This is a genomic window from Streptomyces sp. NPDC033966 (assembly GCF_055575955.1).
In genome coordinates this window covers 50276-69530 of record NZ_JBVIRQ010000020.1, presented here as the reverse complement: position 1 = coordinate 69530, position 19255 = coordinate 50276, and the positions used below count along the sequence as shown (strand labels likewise).

At 74.9% G+C, this 19255-nt stretch carries 14 protein-coding genes; 8 read left to right on the top strand and 6 right to left on the bottom strand.

What is annotated here, in order from left to right:
- Nucleotides 1-6: 6 nt before the first annotated feature.
- Complete coding sequence (locus ACZ518_RS35950; RefSeq protein ID WP_469117242.1) at nucleotides 7-855, bottom strand: metallophosphoesterase family protein; 849 nt, start codon at nucleotides 853-855, stop codon at nucleotides 7-9.
- Nucleotides 855-6140, bottom strand: a complete 5286-nt coding sequence (locus tag ACZ518_RS35945) for an acyltransferase domain-containing protein (protein WP_469117241.1) — start codon at nucleotides 6138-6140, stop codon at nucleotides 855-857. Before ACZ518_RS35945 ends, ACZ518_RS35950 begins: the two co-directional genes overlap by 1 nt.
- A 204-nt stretch (nucleotides 6141-6344) precedes the next feature.
- On the opposite strand from ACZ518_RS35945, the gene lpdA reads away from it, so the two are divergent.
- Both lpdA and ACZ518_RS35935 read left to right on the top strand, forming a co-directional pair.
- Nucleotides 6345-7736, top strand: coding sequence for a dihydrolipoyl dehydrogenase (gene lpdA, locus ACZ518_RS35940; protein WP_469117240.1), 1392 nt, complete (start codon nucleotides 6345-6347; stop codon nucleotides 7734-7736).
- 162 nt (nucleotides 7737-7898) lie between these two features.
- The gene (locus ACZ518_RS35935; protein WP_469117239.1) at nucleotides 7899-8507 is read left to right on the top strand and encodes an anthrone oxygenase family protein; all 609 of its coding nucleotides are present in this window, start codon (nucleotides 7899-7901) and stop codon (nucleotides 8505-8507) included.
- A 49-nt stretch (nucleotides 8508-8556) separates the two neighbouring features.
- Here the strand turns inward: ACZ518_RS35935 and ACZ518_RS35930 are convergent, their stop codons facing one another.
- Entirely contained in the window at nucleotides 8557-9054 is a 498-nt protein-coding gene (locus ACZ518_RS35930) for an anthrone oxygenase family protein (RefSeq protein WP_469117238.1), read from the bottom strand.
- 264 nt (nucleotides 9055-9318) lie between these two features.
- Between ACZ518_RS35930 and gdhA the strand changes: the two genes are divergently transcribed.
- Nucleotides 9319-10668 carry an NADP-specific glutamate dehydrogenase gene (gene gdhA, locus ACZ518_RS35925; RefSeq protein WP_469117237.1) on the top strand — a complete coding sequence of 450 codons (1350 nt, stop codon included), beginning with the start codon at nucleotides 9319-9321 and terminating at the stop codon, nucleotides 10666-10668.
- Between the two features lie 68 nt (nucleotides 10669-10736).
- Here the strand turns inward: gdhA and ACZ518_RS35920 are convergent, their stop codons facing one another.
- The gene (locus ACZ518_RS35920; RefSeq protein ID WP_469117236.1) at nucleotides 10737-12755 is read right to left on the bottom strand and encodes a tetratricopeptide repeat protein; all 2019 of its coding nucleotides are present in this window, start codon (nucleotides 12753-12755) and stop codon (nucleotides 10737-10739) included.
- A gap of 172 nt (nucleotides 12756-12927) precedes the next feature.
- Here ACZ518_RS35920 and ACZ518_RS35915 point away from each other — a divergent pair, with 172 nt between their 5' ends.
- The 3 genes from ACZ518_RS35915 to ACZ518_RS35905 all read left to right on the top strand — a co-directional run bounded on the left by ACZ518_RS35915 (nucleotide 12928) and on the right by ACZ518_RS35905 (nucleotide 15358).
- Nucleotides 12928-13062 carry a hypothetical protein gene (locus ACZ518_RS35915; protein ID WP_469117235.1) on the top strand — a complete coding sequence of 45 codons (135 nt, stop codon included), beginning with the start codon at nucleotides 12928-12930 and terminating at the stop codon, nucleotides 13060-13062.
- A gap of 77 nt (nucleotides 13063-13139) precedes the next feature.
- Nucleotides 13140-14588: an AMP-binding protein gene (locus ACZ518_RS35910; RefSeq protein WP_469117234.1), complete on the top strand. Its 1449-nt coding sequence runs from the start codon at nucleotides 13140-13142 to the stop codon at nucleotides 14586-14588.
- On the top strand, nucleotides 14585-15358 hold the full coding sequence (locus ACZ518_RS35905; RefSeq protein ID WP_469117233.1) for a thioesterase II family protein: 774 nt from the start codon (nucleotides 14585-14587) through the stop codon (nucleotides 15356-15358). Before ACZ518_RS35910 ends, ACZ518_RS35905 begins: the two co-directional genes overlap by 4 nt.
- Before the next feature lie 120 nt (nucleotides 15359-15478).
- Here the strand turns inward: ACZ518_RS35905 and ACZ518_RS35900 are convergent, their stop codons facing one another.
- Nucleotides 15479-15901: a MarR family transcriptional regulator gene (locus ACZ518_RS35900; protein ID WP_469117271.1), complete on the bottom strand. Its 423-nt coding sequence runs from the start codon at nucleotides 15899-15901 to the stop codon at nucleotides 15479-15481.
- 179 nt (nucleotides 15902-16080) lie between these two features.
- Here ACZ518_RS35900 and ACZ518_RS35895 point away from each other — a divergent pair, with 179 nt between their 5' ends.
- Nucleotides 16081-16902: an alpha/beta fold hydrolase gene (locus ACZ518_RS35895; RefSeq protein WP_469117232.1), complete on the top strand. Its 822-nt coding sequence runs from the start codon at nucleotides 16081-16083 to the stop codon at nucleotides 16900-16902.
- A 117-nt stretch (nucleotides 16903-17019) separates the two neighbouring features.
- Entirely contained in the window at nucleotides 17020-17934 is a 915-nt protein-coding gene (locus tag ACZ518_RS35890) for a DMT family transporter (RefSeq protein WP_469117270.1), read from the top strand.
- A 13-nt stretch (nucleotides 17935-17947) separates the two neighbouring features.
- Here ACZ518_RS35890 and ACZ518_RS35885 read toward each other — a convergent pair whose 3' ends face one another.
- Nucleotides 17948-19246 (bottom strand): penicillin-binding transpeptidase domain-containing protein, encoded by a 1299-nt coding sequence (locus ACZ518_RS35885; RefSeq protein WP_469117231.1) that lies wholly within the window; start codon nucleotides 19244-19246, stop codon nucleotides 17948-17950.
- Nucleotides 19247-19255 lie beyond the last annotated feature (9 nt).

The window sequence follows — 19255 nt, the reverse complement described above, 5'->3', positions numbered from 1 at the left end:
TGTTCCTCAGGCCCCGTCCTCGCGGGGCCGCAGGACGTCCCGCAGCACCCCGCGCGGCAGGCCCCGCCGCCTGCGCTCGCGCGGGTAGCCGATGGACACCTCGTCGAAGCGCACCCCGTCGTGGTACGTCGTGCGGGGGATGTGCAGGTGCCCGTACACGACGGCCGCGGCCCGGTAGCGCAGGTGCCAGTCCGCCGTCAGCGTCGTCCCGCACCACTGCGCGAACTGCGGGTAGCGCAGGATGCCGGTGGGCTCCCGCACCAGCGGGTAGTGGTTGACGAGTACGGTCCCCAGCGCCGGGTCCACCTCGTCCAGTCGGGCCGCCGTCGCCGCCACCCTGGCCCGGCACCAGCCGTCCATGTCCGGGTACGGATCCGGGTGCAGCAGGTACTCGTCCGTGCACACCACCCCCGACTCGTGGGCGGCGGCGAGGGACTGCTCCTTCGTCAGCGCCGGGTCGCGGAACGAGTAGTCGTAGTGCGTGAACAGCGGAGCCACCACCACCGGCCCGCCGGGCCCCTGCCACACCGGGTACGGGTCCTCCGGCGTGAGCACCCCCAGCCTGCGGCACATCTCCACCAGGTACCGGTAGCGGGGCTCCCCGCGCAGCTGCACCGGGTCGCCGGCCGGCGTCCACAGGTCGTGGTTGCCGGGCGTCCACGCCACCAGCGCGAACCGGTCGCGCAGCAGCCCGAGCGCCCACTCGATCTCCGACGCCGTCTCGCTGACGTCCCCCGCCACCAGCAGCCAGTCCCCGGGAGACCCGGGCACGATCTCCTGCTCCAGCAGCCGGCGGTTCTCCGCGTGCACCACGTGCAGGTCGGACACGGCCAGCAGCCGCCCGGCCACCGCCATCAGCCGACCACCTTCCGCAGCCAGCGCTCGACGGTGTCCGCGACGGCGCCCGCGTCCGCGCCCAGCAGCGACAAGTGGTCGCCCGTGACCTCCGCCAAGTGGTCCGCGTACTCCCAGCCGCCCGCGGCCGAGGCCGCGGACGCCGAGGCGCGCACCAGCAGCGTGGGCGCCGAAGCCGGCTCCGGCGTCCAGTCGGTGAACAGCCTCAGGTGGCCGCCCATCGCGAGCAGCCGCGCGTCGTCGGTCATCCCCGGCGGGCCGGCCGGGTCGAACAGGCGCTCCGTCAGCGCCGCCGGCCCGCGCCGGTTCCCGCCCCGCGCGTACGTGTCGAGCAGCACCACCGCCGACGCCTCACGGCCGATCTCCAGCAGCTCCCGGGCCACGGCGTGCGCGATCCACCCGCCGGACGAGTGCCCCAGCAGCACGGGACGCGCGGCGCCCGCCGCCCCGGCCACCGCCTCCGCCTGGGCCCGCACCAGCGCCTGCCGGCTGCGCGGCAGCACCGCGTCACCGGCGAAGCCGGGGTGCGCCAGCACCGTCAGGCCCCGACGGCCGTCCAGGGACGCCGCCAGCGCGAGGAACTCGTCCGGGCCGGAAGTCGCGCCCAGCGAGGGGAACGCGAACAGCCCCGCCGCCCCCTCCGGCCCGGCCGCCAGCCGCACGGGGGCCGGCCAACGAGCCACCCCGGACCGGGAGTCGTAGCCGGGCAGCAGCTCGGCCGCCGCCATCAGCAGCGCCGCGCCCTCGGCGGTCCGGCCCTGCGCGTGCGCCCCGCGCAGCAGCCCCGCGAAGGTGCCCCCGGCCGCGGGCGGGGCCTGCGGCGCGCCCGCCGCCGCGCCCTGCTCCGCGAGCGGACCGTCCGGCGAAGCCCCCTCGTCGGCGGGCCGGTTGGCGGCCCGCCGCGGCCGCTGGACCACCAGGCTCCGCAGCAGCGCCGGTACGGGAGCCCCGGCGGCGCGCAGCCCGCCCGCGTCGGCGCGGGCGGCCACCAGGGTCAGGCTCCGGGAGAGCGCGTGCCCCAGCAGGGCCGCCCCGTCCCCGCCGGCCGGGAACGCCAGCCCCGCCGGGAGGCCCTCGGCGTCGGCGCCCCAGCCCAGCACGGCCGCGGGCAGTCCGGCCGCGCGGCGGCGGGCGGCCAGCGCGGTGAGGAAGGCGCCCACGACCGCGGCGCACTCCGGTCCGCCCGAGCCGGTGGCGGCCCCGACGGTGGTGACGAACGCCAGCGGCGTCGGGTGCCCGTCCAGGGCGAGCGCGGCGTCGACCGAGGCCTCCAGCGAGGGCCCGTCCGGACCGCTCAGGTGCACGACCGCGGCCGCCTCCTCGCCGGGACCGACCAGCCGTACGCCGTACGCCTCCACCAGGTGCCGGGCGGTCTCCTCGGCCCGCGGCCCCTCCACGGCGCCGCTGAGCCGCACCGTTCCCGGCCCGCCCGGGCCGGCGCCCGCCCCGGACACCTCCGCCCGCACCAGCCGCCGCGCGTACGCGACCCCGTCGCGCAGGGCCAGGTCCGGCTCCCCGCCGCCCAGCGCCCGCACCAGGGCCTTGCGGCTCGCGTCGCTGTCGTCCACGTCCACCAGCACGATGCGGCCCCCGCCCGCACCGGCGAGCCACGCCTGCACCGAGCGCACGAAGCCGCGTACGGCCGCCCCGACGAGATCGGCGACGCCCTCCCCGGGCAGCACCTCCTCGGCGCCGCCCGTGACCACGGCCAGCACCGAACCGGCCAGCCGTTCCTCGGCGAGCCAGGCACCCACCAGCTCCCGCACCTCGTCCACCGCCGCCGCCACGCCCCGCCCGTACAGCTCCGCGTCGGGGACGGGTTCCGCGAGGCGGGCCAGGACCAGCGCCGGCACCGGGCCCCCGTCCGCCGCCACCGCCAGCAGCTCGGGCAGCCCCGGGTACACGGGCGCCCCGTCGCACTCCGGCAGCGGCGACGGGCCGGGCCGGCCGCCCGGCACCCCGAGCAGCGCCCGGCGCGGTCCCCGGACGGGCTCGGCGGCCTCCGCCACCCGCTCCCACGCCAGCGCCAGCGGGGTGACGGGCCGTCCGGCCGGCCCGTCCGGCAGCTCGGACAGGGTCACGGTAGCCGCGGCCACCGGACCGCCCTCCGCGTCGGCCAGCTCCAGCGCCACCACCCCGAACGCGCCCCGCACGGCACGCACCCGCAGGGAGGTCGCCCCCGTCGCGTACAGGGCCGTGCCCCGCCACGCCCCGGCCGACAGCGGCTCCGGCGCCGCCTCCAGCACCGGGTGCAGCGCCGCCTCCAGCAGCGCGGGGTGCAGGGCGTACGGCTGACCGTGCAGCCCGGCCGGCAGCAGGACCTCCGCGAGGAACTCCTCGCCCCGCCGCCAGGCCCGCTCCACCGCCGGGTGCTCCTCGGCGTCCTCCAGCGGCTCCGCGTCGGCCGGCGGCCACTGCGCCAGGGCGAAGGCCGGTGCCCGGCCCGGCGCCAGAACGGCCGTCAGGTGCCGCACCCACGGCTCCTCCGGGTCGGCGCCCTCGGCCCGCGAGACCACCGTCAGCCGCCGCCGGCCGGCCTCGTCGGGGGCCTGCGCCAGCAGCTGGAGCAGCACCCCGCCCCGCGCGGGCAGCACCAGGGCCGCCTCCGCGGCGGCCTCCTCGACCTCCGGCGCGCCGACCGCGCCGCCCACCGCGAGCGCCGCCTCCACCAGCGCCTGCGCCGGCACACAGCCGGACGCGGCGAACTCCGGGTGGCTGCGCGCCGAGACCGTCCCCGTGAACAGGACGGCCCCCGCCTCCGGGAGGTCCAGCCGCCACGCGGCCAGCGGGTGCCCCGTGGCGGCCATCCCCGTGGCGGCCGTCGCCGTAGCTGCTGTTCCCGTCCCGGCCGGTCCCGTAGCCGCCGTCCCCGCGGTGCCGGGTCCGCCGGATCCGGGCCCGTCCGCCTGCCGCGCCCGCACGGACCCCCCGACGGGGTGGCGTGCCGCCCCGGCGGCGGGGCCCCGGCCCGGCCGGCGGTCCTCGCGCCGGAAGGGGTACGTGGGCAGGCCGTACAGCGGCGCCCCGGAGGGGACCCCGAGCGGCAGCCGGCCGAGGACGCCGTGGGCGTACAGGGTCGCGGTCGCGGTGAGCAGCGCCCGGACCTCGTCGCCGCGGCGGCACAGGGCGGGCACGACGACGGCGGCACCCTCGTCGGAGAGGCAGGGCCGGGCCATGGCCGCGAGGGCCCCGCCGGGGCCCAACTCCAGTACCGCGCCGGCGCCTTCGGACTCCAGGGTGCGGACGGCGTCCTGGAAGCGGACGGTCTCGCGGACGTGGCCGACCCAGTAGTCCGGGTGCGCGACCTCCTCGGTGACGAGGCCGCCGGTGAGCGCGGAGACGAAGGCGATCCGGGGCCGCCGGAAATCCAGGCCCGCGATGGCCCGCCGGAACTCCTCCAGCATCGGGTCCATCAGCGGCGAGTGGAAGGCGTGGCCCGCGCGCAGGGTCTTGGACTTGACGTCCTGCTCGGCCAGCCGTCCCACGACGGCCCGGACGGCCTCCCGGGCACCGGAGACGACCACGTCCCGGGGCCCGTTGACGGCGGCGAGCGCCGTGCCCGGCACCAGCAGCGGGGCGACCTCCTCGGCGCCCGTCCGGACGGCGACCATCAGCCCGGCCTCGGGCAGGGCCTCCATCAGCCGTCCGCGCGCGGTGACGAGCACGGCCGCGTCCTTGAGGGACAGCACCCCGGACACGTGCGCGGCGGCGATCTCGCCGGCGGAGTGCCCGCCGACGAACTTCGGCACGACCCCCCACGACTCGACCAGCCGGTAGAGCGCGACCTCGACGGCGAACAGGGCGGCCTGCGCGGTCCCGGTGCGGCTCAGGGCGTCCTCGGCGGCGGCGTCGTCGCCGAAGACGGCCTCCCGGACCCCGCCGCCGAGTTCGGCGCACACCTCGTCGAAGGCGGCGGCGAACACGGGGAAGGCCCGGTACAGCCCGCGGCCCGTCCCCGGCCGCTGGCCGCCCTCGCCGGTGAACAGGACGGCAAGGTCCCGCCGCCGCGCCGCGGTCCCGCGCACCAGGCCCGCGGCCCGCCGGTCCCGGGCGAGGGCCTCCAGCCCCCGCGCCAGCTCCTCCCGGTCGGCGGCGACGACCACCGCCCGGTGCTCGAAGGCCGTACGGGTGGTGGCGAGCGCCCGGCTCAGGGCCCCCGGCCGCGCGCCGGAGTGCTCGCCCAGCCAGCCCAGCAGCCGCCGCGCCTGGGCGCGCAGGGCCTCCGGGGTGGTGCCGGAGACGGTGTACGGCAGCGGATGCGCGGTCCCGTCGGCCCCGCCGGCGCCGCCGGTCCCGGCGTCGGCGGCCCGGGCCGTACGCGGTGCCTCCTCCAGGACGACGTGGCAGTCCGGGCCGCCCGTACCGCGGGAGCCGACGCCCACGACCAGCCGCCGCCCGGACGCCCCGGCGCCCCGGCCCGGCGCCGGCTCGCGGCGGTCCCGGCCCAGGCCCGGCAGCGCGCCGATCAGGTCCGTGATGCCCACGGCGCCGTGCGGTTCGACGTACCGGACCTCGCGCGGGCCGGCGCCGGCCCGCTCGCGGACCCGGCGCAGCACCTCCGGCCGGCCCTCGCCGCCGGGCGCGGCAGGCTCCGTACCACCGCCCTCGTCGACGCCGCTGCCCGCGATGACGCCGAGCACCCGGTCGCCGTCGGCCAGGGCCCGGGCGAGGGGCTTGAGGACGACCACGCCGCCGCCCTCGCAGCGAACGGAGGCGCGGGCGCGGCCCCCGGAGGGCGGCCCGCCGGGCCCGGCGGCCGGGCGGGCCGCGCCGGGGACCGGTTCGGGACCGAGCCCGCCGACCAGGGCGACATCGCACTCGCCGCCGCGCAGGCTCTCGCAGGCCAGGTGCACGGCCACGAGCGAGGAGGAACGGCCGGTGTACACGGTGGTGCTCGGGCCGCGCAGGCCCAGCAGCCCACCGGTGCGGTGGCCGATGGTCCCCGGGCCGTGCTGGTACGACGGCGCGGCGTGCCCGTCCCGCACGGCGCCCACGAACACGCCGACGCGCTCGCCGCGCAGCGACCCCGGCACGATCCCCGCGTGTTCCAGGGCCTCCCAGCACAGCTCCAGCACCAGCCGCCGGCGCGGGCCCATCGACGCGGCCTCGCGCGGGGAGATCCCGAAGAAGGCCGGGTCGAAGGCGTCGGCGGCGTCGTCCGGCAGCCGCCGGGGGGCGTCCGGGTCCAGGGCCTTCGGGAGGCGGCAGGACAGGCCCACGACCGCGATCCGGTGGTCGGGGGGCACGGTGACGTCCGGGATCGGACCGCGAGCGTCTTCAGGCATTTCTTCTCACCCATCCGTCCTGACGCGAGGTGATGCGGGGGAGATGGTGCGCACAGTGGCTGGAGCCGGGCTCAAGAACGGCTGAATCCGGCCGCCCCGCAGGTGGGGCGCGTCCCGGAAGCCCCCAAAACCCTTCGTTCGAACGGCAGGTGAGAGCATGCCGGTAGGGCTGGTAACGCCATGGAAGACGAAAGGTCATCTGCAATGGAGAATTCCGCCGACGGTGTGTACGACGTGGTCATCCTCGGTGGTGGCAGCGGGGGCTACTCCTGTGCCCTGCGCGCGACCCAGCTCGGCCTGGACGTCGTCCTGATCGAGAAGGGCAAGCTGGGCGGCACCTGCCTGCACAACGGCTGTATCCCGACCAAGGCGCTGCTGCACGCCGGCGAGGTCGCCGACGAGCTGCGCCGCAGCGAGTCCTACGGAGTGAAGTCCACCTTCGAGGGCGTGGACATAGCCGGGGTGCACGAGTACAAGGACGGCGTGATCGCCGGCCTCTACAAGGGCCTCCAGGGCATGCTGAAGACGCGCAAGAACCTCACCCTGGTGGAGGGCGAGGGCCGCCTCGTCTCCCCGACCGAGGTCGAGGCCGGCGGCGTCCGCTACAAGGGCCGCCACGTCGTCCTCGCCACCGGGTCCCAGCCGCGCTCGCTGCCCGGCCTGGCCATCGACGGCAACCGGGTCGTCTCCTCCGACCACGCGCTGTTCCTCGACCGGATCCCCGAGTCGGCCGTCGTGCTCGGCGGTGGCGTCATCGGCGTCGAGTTCGCCTCGGCCTGGAAGTCCTTCGGCGTGGACGTCACCGTCGTCGAGGGCCTGCCGCACCTGGTGCCCGCGGAGGACGTCGACATCTCCAAGTCCCTGGAGCGCGCCTTCCGCAAGCGGAAGATCAAGTTCGAGCTGGGCTCCCGCTTCTCCGGAGTCGAGTACACCGAGAAGGGCGTACGGGTCTCCCTGGAGAACGGCAAGCAGATCGAGGCAGAACTGCTGCTCGTCGCCGTCGGCCGCGGCCCGGTCTCCGCCGGCCTCGGCTACGAGGAGGCGGGCGTCGCCCTCGACCGCGGCCACGTCGTCGTCGACGAGCTGCTGCGCACCAACCTGCCGACCGTCTCGGCCGTCGGCGACCTGATCCCGACCCTCCAGCTGGCCCACGTCGGCTTCGCCGAGGGCATCCTCGTCGCCGAGCGCCTCGCGGGCCTGCCCGTGAGCCCGATCGACTACGACGGCGTCGCGCGGGTCACCTACTGCGAGCCCGAGATCGCCTCCGTCGGCCTCAGCGAGGCGAAGGCCAAGGAGGTCTACGGCGAGGACAAGGTCGTCGTCAGCAAGTTCAACGCCGGCAGCACCGGCAAGAGCAAGATCCTGAAGTCGGCGGGCGACGTGAAGCTCGTCCAGGTCGCCGACGGCCCCGTCATCGGCATCCACATGATCGGCTCGCGCGTCAGCGAGCAGATCGGCGAGGCCCAGCTCATCTTCAACTGGCAGGCCCTCCCGTCGGAGGTGGCGAGCCTCATCCACGCCCACCCGACCCAGACCGAGGCCCTGGGCGAGGCCCACCTCGCCCTCGCCGGGAAGCCGCTGCACGTCCACGGCTGACCTCGTGGTCGGTATTCCGCCATTCGGAAGGGCCGGGGCAACTCCCCGGCCCTTCCCGTGGTTTCGGCGAAATCGCTGGTACGAGACCGGCCCGGGTGTCACGATCACTGCGCCGCGGGCGTGGGGCCCGCCGGTAACCGGCCATCAGGCGAGGACGTATCCATGAACCCGGAACACGGCACCAACCTGGCACACGGCACGCAGGGCCCGCACGGCACGCACGGCATGCAGGGCCCGCACGGCACGCAGGGCCCGGCAGGTACGGGGGCCGACAGGGTGGCCGGCCTCCTCCTCGGTCTCTCCACCGTCCTCATCGGTCTGATGGCGGGCCTGTTCTTCGCCTTCGACGTCTCGGTGATGCCGGGCCTGGCCGCCGGCGACGAGCGCACCTACGTCACCGCGATGCAGAACTTCAACGCCGCCATCGACGGCAACGGCCTCTTCGGCAGCGCCTTCGTCCTCGCGCTGCTCGCCACCGCCGCGGCGGCCGTCGTCGAGTACCGCAAGGGCCGGCGCGGGACCGCCGTGTGGGCGGCCGCGGCGGCCGTCGCCTACCTCGTCGTACTGGTGATCACCTTCGCGGTGAACATCCCGCTGAACAACGAGCTCGCGGCCGTGGGCGACGCGGCGAAGCTGACCGACTTCGCGGTGGTGGACAAGTTCAAGGGCACCTGGGTCACCACGAACGTCCTGCGCACCCTGCTCTGCACCGCCGCCCTCACCGCCCTCGCCCGCGCCCTCCTCCTGCACGGCCGCGCCACCCCCCGCTGAGCCCTGCGCCGGCCGCCGCCGGGCTGCCGGGGCTGCCGGGGCTGCCGGCCTAGGAGTGCTGTCCGTGCAGGACCAGCGCCCAGGCCAGCAGCCCGAAGGCCACCGTGCACAGGAGCGTGCGCCATACGTTCGCGCGGACCCAGGTCCCCTCGAACGCGCGGCGCACGGCGGCCGGATCGGCGATCCGTTCCACCGGGCCCGCCTTCTCCAGGGCGTTGTTGAGCGGGATGTTCACCCGGGCGGTGACGATCATCGCCAGGACGTACGCGACGAACGCGCCGGCCAGCGGCACCAGCGCGTGGTGCCCGTCACCCGGCAGGTGCAGGCCCAGGGCCAGCGCGGTGAACACCAGCGAGCCCATGTAGCCGAGCAGGAACCATCCGTTGAGGATCGCCACGTTGATCCGCTGCATCGTCTCGATCACCGTCCGGTCGGACGAGGCGCGCAGTCCTGGCATCACCGCCACCGAGAACCCGTAGAAGAGGCCGCTCACCAGGCCCATGGTGATGGTCGCAGCGATCAGTGACGCGAACCGTGCCGTTTCCACGTGGTCCCCCCGCGTATGTGGGTGCGGTGTCCGATGCCGCACCGCGATGGCCGGATTCTCGCCCATCCCAGGCCGTTCCGACCCTGATCCAAGCCGTCCCCAGCTGAAACTACGGTCGTACGCAGGCCATCTCCCGTGTCATTGCACAGGCCCAACACCACTGTCGCGCAGGCCGGATGACCTATTCCGGGAGCACCTCCGGCGCGCGGTACCCTCCCGCTGGGCCCGCACGCCCCCACCAGGACGCCGGAGAGGAATCAGATCGTGACCGACCCGAAGCACAGGCTGGACGCACTGCGGTCCGACATCGAACGCCGCAACCCCGCCCAGCCCGAGTTCCACCAGGCGGTACGGGAGGTGCTGGACACCCTGGCTCCCGTGTTCGCGGCGCGCCCCGAGTACGCCGAGGCCGGGCTCGTGGAGCGGCTCGTGGAACCGGAGCGGCAGATCATCTTCCGGGTGCCGTGGACGGACGACCACGGGCACGTCCACGTCAACCGCGGCTACCGGGTGGAGTTCAACAGCGCGCTCGGCCCGTACAAGGGCGGGCTGCGCTTTCACCCCTCCGTGGACATCGGCGTGGTGAAGTTCCTCGGCTTCGAGCAGATCTTCAAGAACGCGCTGACCGGGCTGGGCATCGGCGGCGGCAAGGGCGGCAGCGACTTCGACCCGCACGGCCGCTCCGACGCCGAGGTCATGCGCTTCTGCCAGTCCTTCATGACCGAGCTGCACCGCCACATCGGCGAGCACACCGACGTCCCGGCCGGGGACATCGGCGTCGGCGGCCGCGAGATCGGCTACCTGTTCGGCCAGTACCGGCGCATCACCAACCGCTGGGAGGCCGGCGTCCTGACCGGCAAGGGCCAGGGCTGGGGCGGCTCCGCGATCCGGCCCGAGGCCACCGGCTACGGCAGCGTCCTGTTCGCCGCCGAGATGCTCAAGGTCCGGGGCGAGTCCCTGGACGGCCTGACGGCCGTGGTCTCCGGCTCCGGGAACGTCGCCCTGTACACCATCGAGAAGCTCCAGCAGCTCGGTGCCAACCCGCTGACCTGCTCCGACTCCCAGGGCTACGTGGTCGACGACAAGGGCATCGACCTCGCCCTCCTGCGCCAGATCAAGGAGGTCGAGCGGGGCCGCGTCAGCGAGTACGCCGCCCGGCGCGGCTCCTCGGCCCGCTTCGTGCCCGGCGGACGCGTCTGGGAGGTCCCGGCCGACGTCGCCTTCCCCTCCGCGACCCAGAACGAACTGGGCGCCGAGGACGCGCGCGCCCTCATCGGGAACGGCGTCAAGGCCGTCTCGGAGGGCGCCAACATGCCCAGCACGCCCGACGCGGTCCACCTCTTCCAGGCGGCGGGCGTCGCCTTCGGCCCGGGCAAGGCCGCCAACGCGGGCGGAGTCGCGGTCAGCGCCCTGGAGATGGCCCAGAACGCGGGCCGCACGGCCTGGACCCGGGACCGGGTCGAGTCGGAGCTGGCGGGCATCATGAGCTCGATCCACGAGGTCGCGCACGAAACGGCCGCCCGCTACGACGCCCCGGGCGACTACGTCACGGGCGCCAACATCGCCGGCTTCGAACGCGTCGCGGACGCGATGCTGGTCCAGGGCGTGATTTAGCCTCTCGCCGCCGCCGGGTCCGCGCCCCTCCCAGGAGGCGCGGACCCGCTCTGCCCCGGGCCTGCCGCTCATTCCGGTTCGGTACCGGGCTCCCCGGCCCGCTCCGTCCAGGCGGTGAGCTGCCGCCCGACGGCCAGGGCCCGGGGATGGCCGGGGCCGTGGACGCGCTCGACGTCCGCCGCGAGAGCGCGGTAGAGGTCGCGTGCGGCGGGCGCGTCGCCCGCCACGCCGGTGTAGCGGGCGTGCTGGTAGCGGCTGGCCAGGGTGTCGGGGTGGTCGGGACCGAGGACGCGGGTCTCGTCCCGCACCAGGTCGCCGAAGAGGTCGCGCGTGGTGGCGGGGTAGCCCGCCTTGCCCGTGTAGCGGGCGTGCTGCTTGCGGCTGATCAGGGTGTCGGGGTGGTCGGGACCGAGGACACGGGTCTCGTCCCGGATGAGGGTGCGGAAGAGCTCGCGTGCCGCTTCGAGTCCGCCCGCCTTGCCGGTGAAGCCGGCCAGCTGGTAGCGGCTGACCAGGGTGTCGGGGTGGTCCGCGCCCAGGATGCGGGTCTCGTCGGCGACGAGCACGACCAGCAAGTCGCGTGCTGTGGCGGGGTCGCCCGCCTCGCCGGTGCCGTAGGCGATCTGGTACCGGGTACCGAGGGTGTCGGGGTGGTCGGGCCCCAGGACGCGCGCGCGGTCTTGCGCGAGCACCGCCAGCAGCTCGTGGGCGGCGGCGGGGTCGCCCGCTTTGGCGGTCCAGTAGGCGAGCTGGAGACGCGTGCCCAGGGTGTCGGGGTCGTCGGGACCCAGAGCTCGCTCGCGGTCGCGGACCAGTGTCTCGTAGAGGTCGCGTGCTTCTGCGGGGTCGCCCGCTTCGCCCGTCCAGTAGGCGAGCTGGTGGCGGCTGGTGAGGGTGTCGGCGTGGTCGGGGCCCAGGACGTCGGTTTCGTCCGGGATGAGAGCGGCCACCAGATCGCGTGCCGTGGCCGGGTCGCCCGCCTCGGCGGTGCAGTACGCGTAGTGGTAGCGGCTGAACAGGGTCCCGGGGTCGTTGGGGCCGAGGAAGGCGGCCGACGCCGTGGTGAGGAGTGCGTAGAGGCGGGCGGCCGCGTGGAAGTCGCCCGCGTCCATAGCGGTCTCGGCCTCGGCGCGGAGCTCCCCCGCCGTCTTGTTCGGGGTGTCCGTGCTGGTGGAGAGGTTGTCCGGGACAATGACGGGCACGGGTTCGCCGAGCTCGGTGGCGATGCGGTGGACCGTGTCGCTGTCGGTGTCGTTGACCGCCGTCACGCGGGCGAGGGCCGTGTCGATGTCGTTGCCCTCGGGGTCCGCGGGTCTGGCCGGCCCGGTGAACGGGGCGAGGCCGGGGACGTCGTCCGCCGGGGCGGGGCCGCCCTGGCCGCGCAGCCGGTCCAACTCGTCGGTGAGCGCGGTGATCTGCTCCTGCAGGCGCGCCGCAAGGGCTTCGGCCTGCTGTTTCTTCTCCTCGGCCCGTCCGAGTTCGTTCTCGGCCTTGGCCTGCTGCGACCGGGCCCGCTCCAGCTTGGACTGCGCGGCCTCCAGGACCTCCCGGCCGACGGCCTGGTCGCGCTCCCGGCCGAGTGCGCCGACGCGGTCGTTCAGCTTGTGGATCATGCCGAGCAGGATCCAGATCAGCCGCGCGGCGTTGTCGGCCGTCTGGCGCAGCTCCGCCTGCTGCTCCAGGGCGCGGGTGAGCCGGTCGTAGGTCTCGATCTGCTGCGCCTGCACGGCCGCCAGGTCCACCACGCCCGGCCCGGCCGTCGCGGCGGGCGCCCTGGGGGCCGTGGTGCGGGGCGGGTGCTTCGCCTCGTACAACAGGGCGTCGGCCTCGCCCTGGCGGCGTTCGCGCAACGGCGCGGGGACCGTCGCCTCGATGAGAGAGGTCACGAACCGCTGCGGCGGGATCCGCCCGCCGAGCAGCGAGCTGATCTGCGTTGAGGAGTAGCTGATCTCCTTCTCCAGCACGGCCAGGGTCTTGCCGGAACCGTCCACCTGTGCCCGCAGGAACGCGGCGAGTCTGCCGGCCGCCGGGTTCTCCGGGCGGATCTGCCCCCACGGGCGGCCCTTGCGCTTGTTCGTTTCCGCCACCCACGTACCCCCTGGTGCGCGCGCCGTGCGTTTGTCCGGTCCGGCCGGGACAAGTGCCCTTTCATCCGCAACCTATCTGCGATGTTCCGCCCGGAGGGTCCGGACAAGTCAAATGCCGCGCAAGGTCTGCCCACCGGCCGCACCCCGCGGCCCGCACCCGAAGGGCCCGACCATGACCGACCTCCTCTCCGTCGCCGCCGACGTCCTCACTCTGATCGGATCGTCGCTCTCCCTCACCCTCGAGGTCCGCCGCGCCCGCCGGGAGGCCCGCGCGGCGGCCAAGGGCCGCGAGAACCCCGAGGAGTGAGCACGGGCAGCCCGCCCGGGCGGGCCTGCGGCGCGGCGGCGTAGCCTGGGGGTCCGCCATCGACAGGGAGTTGCCGCGTGCTGACCGCGCTTGACGGGACGTACGGCGACCGCGCGGACGCCGTACGCGTCGCCGGCCGTACCGCCTCGTACGAGGAACTGCTCGGAGCGGCGGGGGCCGTGGCCGCCGAGGTCGCCGGAGCCCCCGCCTTCGCCGTGACGGCGACCGCCTCCCTGGAGACCGTCGCGGCGGCCGTCGGCGGGCTCCTCGCCGGGGTGCCCTTCGTACCGCTGCCCCCCGACGCCGGCCCCGCCGAGCGGGAGCACATCCTGCGCGACTCCGGTGCCGTCGAGGTCCCCGTCGACTTCGCCCGCCGGGCCGCGGCACCGTCCCGCGCCGGCGACCCCCGGGACCCGGCGCTGGTGCTGTACACCTCCGGCACCACCGGCCCGCCCAAGGGCGTGGTCCTGACCGCCGGCGCCGTCGCCGCCGACCTCGACGCGCTCGCCGGAGCCTGGCAGTGGAGCGCCGAGGACACCCTGGTGCACGGGCTCCCGCTGTTCCACGTGCACGGCCTGGTCCTCGGCGTGCTCGGCGCCCTGCGCACCGGAAGCCGCCTCGTGCACACCGGCCGCCCGACCCCGCAGGCGTACGCCGCCGCCGGGGGCAGCCTGTACTTCGGGGTGCCGACCGTGTGGTCCCGCATCGCCGCCGAACCGGAGCACGCGGCCGCGCTGTCCGGGGCCCGCCTCCTCGTCTCCGGCAGCGCCGCCCTGCCCGCGCCCGTCTTCCGGGACCTGGAGCGCCTCACCGGCCACCGCCCCGTCGAGCGCTACGGGATGACCGAGACCCTGATCACCGTCAGCGGCCGCGCGGGCGGCGAGGTCCGCCCCGGCACCGTCGGCACGCCGCTCCCCGGCATCCGCACCCGGATCGCCGCCGAGCCGGGCGCCGAGATCGGCGAACTCCAGCTCACCGGGCCCACGCTGTTCTCCGGCTACCTGGGCCGCCCCGAGGCGACCGCGGCCGCGTACACGGACGACGGGTGGTTCCGTACGGGCGACATCGCCGCCGTCGACCCGGAGGACGGGGTCCACCGCATCGTCGGCCGGGCCTCCATCGACATGATCAAGTCCGGCGGCTACCGCATCGGCGCGGGCGAGATCGAGAACGCCCTGCTGGACCACCCGAAGGTGGCCGAGGCGGCCGTCGTGGGGGTCCCGGACGCGGACCTCGGGCAGCGGATCGTCGCCTTCGTCGTCGCCGAAGGGGTCACCGGTCCCGAACTCACCGACTTCGTCGCCGCGCACCTGTCCGTGCACAAGCGCCCCCGCGAGGTCCGCTTCGTCCCCGCGATCCCGCGCAACGCCATGGGGAAGCCGCAGAAGAAGCTCCTGCTGACGGGCGGGTCCGGGGAGTCGGGGCCGTCCGGCGGGGCCGGGTCGTCCGGCGGCTCCGGGCCGTCCGGCGGGGCCGGGCCGTCCGGCGGGGCCGGGCCGTCCGGCGGGGCCGGGGCGGATCGGTGAGCGGCGCCGGCCCGGGCAGCCCCTGGATCCGCCGGTTCCACCCGCCGTCGATGCGGCCGGGGAGCCCCGTGCCGGTCCTCGTCGTCCTCCCGCACGCGGGCGGCAGCGCCTCCTTCTACTTCCCGCTCTCCCGCGACCTGGCCGCGCACGCCGAGGTGCTCACCGTCCAGTACCCGGGCCGCCAGGAACGGCTGGGGGAGCCGATCCCGGACACCATCGCCGGGCTGGCCGACGGGGTGGAGCGGGCGCTGGATCCGTGGCGCGGCCGGCCCCTCGTCCTGTTCGGGCACAGCATGGGCGCGGTGCTCGCCTACGAGCTGGCCCGGCGGCTGGAGGCGGCCGGCGAGATCCCGCGCGGCCTGATCGTCTCCGGGCGGCGGTCGCCGCTGATCGAGCGGGAGGAGGAACTCCTCCACGCGCGGGACGACGACACCCTCCTCGCCCGGGTGCACTCCCTCTCCGGGACCGATCCCGCGCTGCTGGCCGACCCGGAGTTCAGGGCGCTGATCCTGCCGGCGCTGCGCAGCGACTACAGGGCGGTCGAGACCTGGCGGCACGAGCCGGGACCGCCGTTGCGCACTCCCGTCAGCGTGCTCTGCGGAGAGTCCGACCCGCGGGCGAGCGTGGCGGAGGCGATGGGCTGGCGGGAGGTGGCCGGGGGCGGGTTCGGCTTCCGGGCCTTCCCCGGCGGGCACTTCTACCTGGCCGAACAGCACACGGCCGTGGTGCGGGCGATGGCGGAGGACCTGGCGGGATTCACGGCGGGCTGACGCCGTCTCAGGCCGTCCCGCTCAGGCCGTCCCCCTCAGCCTCCCCCTTCAGGTCGTCCTGCTTCAGGCCGTCCCCCTCAGCCGTCCCGCTTCAGGCCGTCCCGCTTCAGGCCGTCCCGCTCAGGCCGTCGCGTTGCCGCGGACCGCCAGGTGCCGGGCGAGGACCTCCAGGGCCTGCGTCACCTCGGGGAGCCGCTCGGCGCCGGCCTCGCCGAGTGCCCGGGCGAGCGCCTCCTCGACCTTGGAGCTGCCGGCGGCCCGTACGGCGGCCACCCGCGCGGAGGCCTTGGGGGACTGGCGCACCAGGGTCCGGCGGCGGTCGGCGGGGTCGGGGGCCGTCTCGACCGAGCCGGCCTCGCGCAGCCGGGCCACGGCGCCCGAGACCTGGCTCTGCGGCAGCCCCGTGCGCTGCGCCGTCTCGCCGACGGTCGTGTCCGGGTGCGCCGCGATGTCCCCGGCGACGATCACCACGGAGCGGGTGCCGCCCGCGTACTGCCCGGACCCGCCGGGGGGTTCGGGCAGGGCCTCCTCGCCGAGCTTCATCAGGGCGCGGCCCAGCAGGAACAGTTCGATGCCATCCACCACTCCAAGGTACATCAGGATTGATTCATCGAAAATGATCCATCGGTCTTGATGTATCGAGATCGATGGAATACCTTGATTGCAGGGCGGCGGACGAAGGGTCCGGCGCCGACAGTCGAAGCAGTCGAAGGAGAGTCGTCATGCCCGCTCTCGCCGTTCCCGGTGCCACCCTCCACTACCAACTCCAGGGATCCGGGCCCCTGTTGCTCATCTCGCAGAGCGGCGAGGGCGACGCGGACCGCACCGTGGACATGGTCCCGCACCTCACCGACACCTTCACCGTCCTGACCTACGACCGCCGGGGACTGTCCCGCAGCCGCCTGGAGCAGCCCGGCCGGACCACCTCGCTCGCCGAGCACGCCGAGGACGTCCACCGGCTGCTGGCCGCCGTCACCGACGAGCCGGCCCTGATGCTCGGGTGCAGCCTCGGCGCCGTCATCGGACTGCACCTGGCCGCCGAGCACCCGGGGCAGCTCTCCGCCCTCGTCGCCCACGAGCCGGTCGCCCCCCGCCTGCTGCCGGACGCCGCCGACCGCGAGCGGCACGAGGCGGAGCTCGTCGAACTCCAGCACATCCACCGGGAGGAGGGGCTGTCCGCGGCGGCGCGGGAGGCCGCCCGGGTGCTCGGCATAGACACCAGCGGCAAGGACTACGAGCCGGGCCTCACCCCGCAGCCGATGAGCGAGACGCGACGCGCCAATTTCGCCTACTTCATCGAGCACGACTTCTCGGCGATCCTCCAGGACACGCTCGACCCGGCCGCCGTGGCCGCGACCACGACCCGCATCCTCCCGGCCGTCGGAGCCACCACCCCGTCCACCGTCTTCGACGTCGCGTGCGCCCACGCACTGGCGGATCTGGTGGGCTCGGAGATACGGGTCTTCCCGGGCGGGCACAACGGCAACACCAGCCACCCCAGGGCCTACGCGGAGCGTCTGCGTGCCGTTCTGACGGCCCGCTGAGAGGCCGCTGAGCGCCTGCTGACGGCCCCTTGACGCCCTGCTTGCGGCCTGGCCGGATCGCCCGAGACGACCTAGGCAGCGTCAGCGCCCGTCGGTACGTTGGCCGGCATGGATCAAATGGCCGGTGCCTCCCGAACCAGTCTCGATCAACGTGCCCTCGCGGCCGCCGCCGTCACCGTCGTGATGTGGGCCTCCGCGTTCGTCTCCATCCGCGCCTCCGCGGAGCACTTCGGCCCCGGAGCGCTCGCACTGGGCCGGCTCCTGACGGCCTCGCTCGCGCTGGGCGCCGTACTGCTGGTCAAGCGGACACCGCTGCCGCCGCGTCAGGCGTGGCCCGGGATCCTGGCTTCCGGGGTGCTGTGGTTCGGGCTGTACATGGTGGCGCTGAACTGGGGCGAGCAGGGGGTCGACGCCGGCACCGCCGCCATGGTGGTCAACATCGGGCCCATCGTCATCGCCCTGCTCAGCGGGTGGATGCTGAAGGAGGGCTTCCCGCCGATGCTGCTCGTCGGGATGGGCGTCTCCTTCGCGGGGGCGGTCGTCGTGGGGATGTCCAGCTCGAAGGGCGGCACCTCGTCCCTCACCGGTGTGCTGCTCTGCCTGGTGGCCGCGCTCGCCTACGGCGCCGGGGTGGTCTCGCAGAAGCCCGCGCTGCGGTACGCGAATCCGCTCCAGGTGACCACGTACGGCTGCTTCGTCGGCACCGTCTGCACCCTGCCCTTCGCCGGCCAGCTCCTCCAGCAGCTTCCCGAGGCACCCCTGTCCGCCACCCTCAACATGGTCTACCTGGGCCTCTTCCCGACCGCCCTCGCCTTCACCACCTGGACGTACGCCCTCTCCAAGACCACCGCCGGGAAGATGGGCGCCACGACCTACGCGGTGCCCGCCGTGGTGATCGTCATCGCCTGGGCCCTGCTGGACGAGGTCCCGGCCTGGCTGACCCTGCTGGGCGGAGCGATCTGCCTCGCGGGCGTGGCGGTCTCCCGCCGCCACCCCCGCCCCGCGCCGCGACCGGCGGCAGCGGTGAAGTAGCCGGGGGTGGGGTTCACCTCCGAGAGGCTGCGGAGATCCGTTCCGCGACCTGGCCGGCCTGGGACGCGGCGTCAGTAGGAGAGGAGATGTGGACCGCGATGGCCACCGGCCGGCCGGCCGAGGTCCGGGTGGCCGACAAGGCCCAGGCGGTCGAAGCGGAGGGTACCCACGTGCCGAACGAGTCCCCGAGCGCCGACCGCAGCTCATCCGCGGTGTGCTGGGCGACGGCACGCTGAGCCGGCGCGGCTGTATTCGAACCGGTGACGAGGTTGGGATGAACGCGGCTGCCACCGTTCACGAGCAGAGCCATGACCATGGCCATCTGTATCGGGGTGGCCTTCACCTCGAACAGGCCGTTGGCCATCATGGCCAGCTGGGTGGGGTTCTCAGGCTTGCGCGGCCAGGTGCTCTCGAAGGCACGCACCGGCGTATCCATCGTGCCGTTGTTGAATCCGAACGTCTGTGCTGTCGATGCCAGTGCGTCGGCGCCGAGGTCGGATGCGATACGGGCGAAGACGTTCGCGCACGCGTACCGCAGGGCTGTGCGGAGGGAGGCGTCGGTGCAGTGTGCCGGGTCACCGGAGAACTGGGTGCTGCTGTCCGGGGCGGCGTAGACCGCTGGGGTGCGGGTCGGCGTGTCCACCGACGGCAGCAGGCCCTTCTCCAGGGCGGCGGCCGCGACCAGGACGTGGATTGCCGACCCCGGGTTGAACGTGTCGCGGAGGGCGCGGTTGACCAGGGGCCTTTCGTCGGCGTCCTTCAGCTGGTCCCAGGCCCGTTGGTCGTTCATGGAGTTCCCGCTGAAGGTTCCGGGGTCGTACGAGGGGGTGCTCACCTGGCCGAGGACGTCGCCCGTCTGCGCGTCGAGGACGATCGCGGCCCCGCGCCGGCCCCGGAGTCCGTCGTGGGCGGCGCGCTGTACAGCGGGGTCGATGGTGGTCGCCACATCCTTGCCGGCCTTGATGTCGTCCGCGAAGAGGGACTCGAGCTGGGTGGCTCCAAAGGGCAGGGACGAGTACCCGGTGACCGCCGCGTACAACTCGCCCTCTGTGTATGTGCGTTTGAACGGCGCTCTGGCGATGCCGGACGGCACCGATCCCGTGATGGGGCGGCCGGCGACCAGGATGTCGCCGGGGCTGCCGTCCTGCTTGGGAGGGCGCGGCTTGGCGGCGGGAGTCTGCCCGGTGCTGCCCGTGGCCGGACCGGCCGTGGCCGCAGAACCGTGTTCCGCGGTGCAGCCCGACAGGGATGCGGCGAGCAGCGTGGTGAGGGCGGTGACCAGGACGCCGGAGGCGCGCAGCGAAATGGGCATGAGGGCATC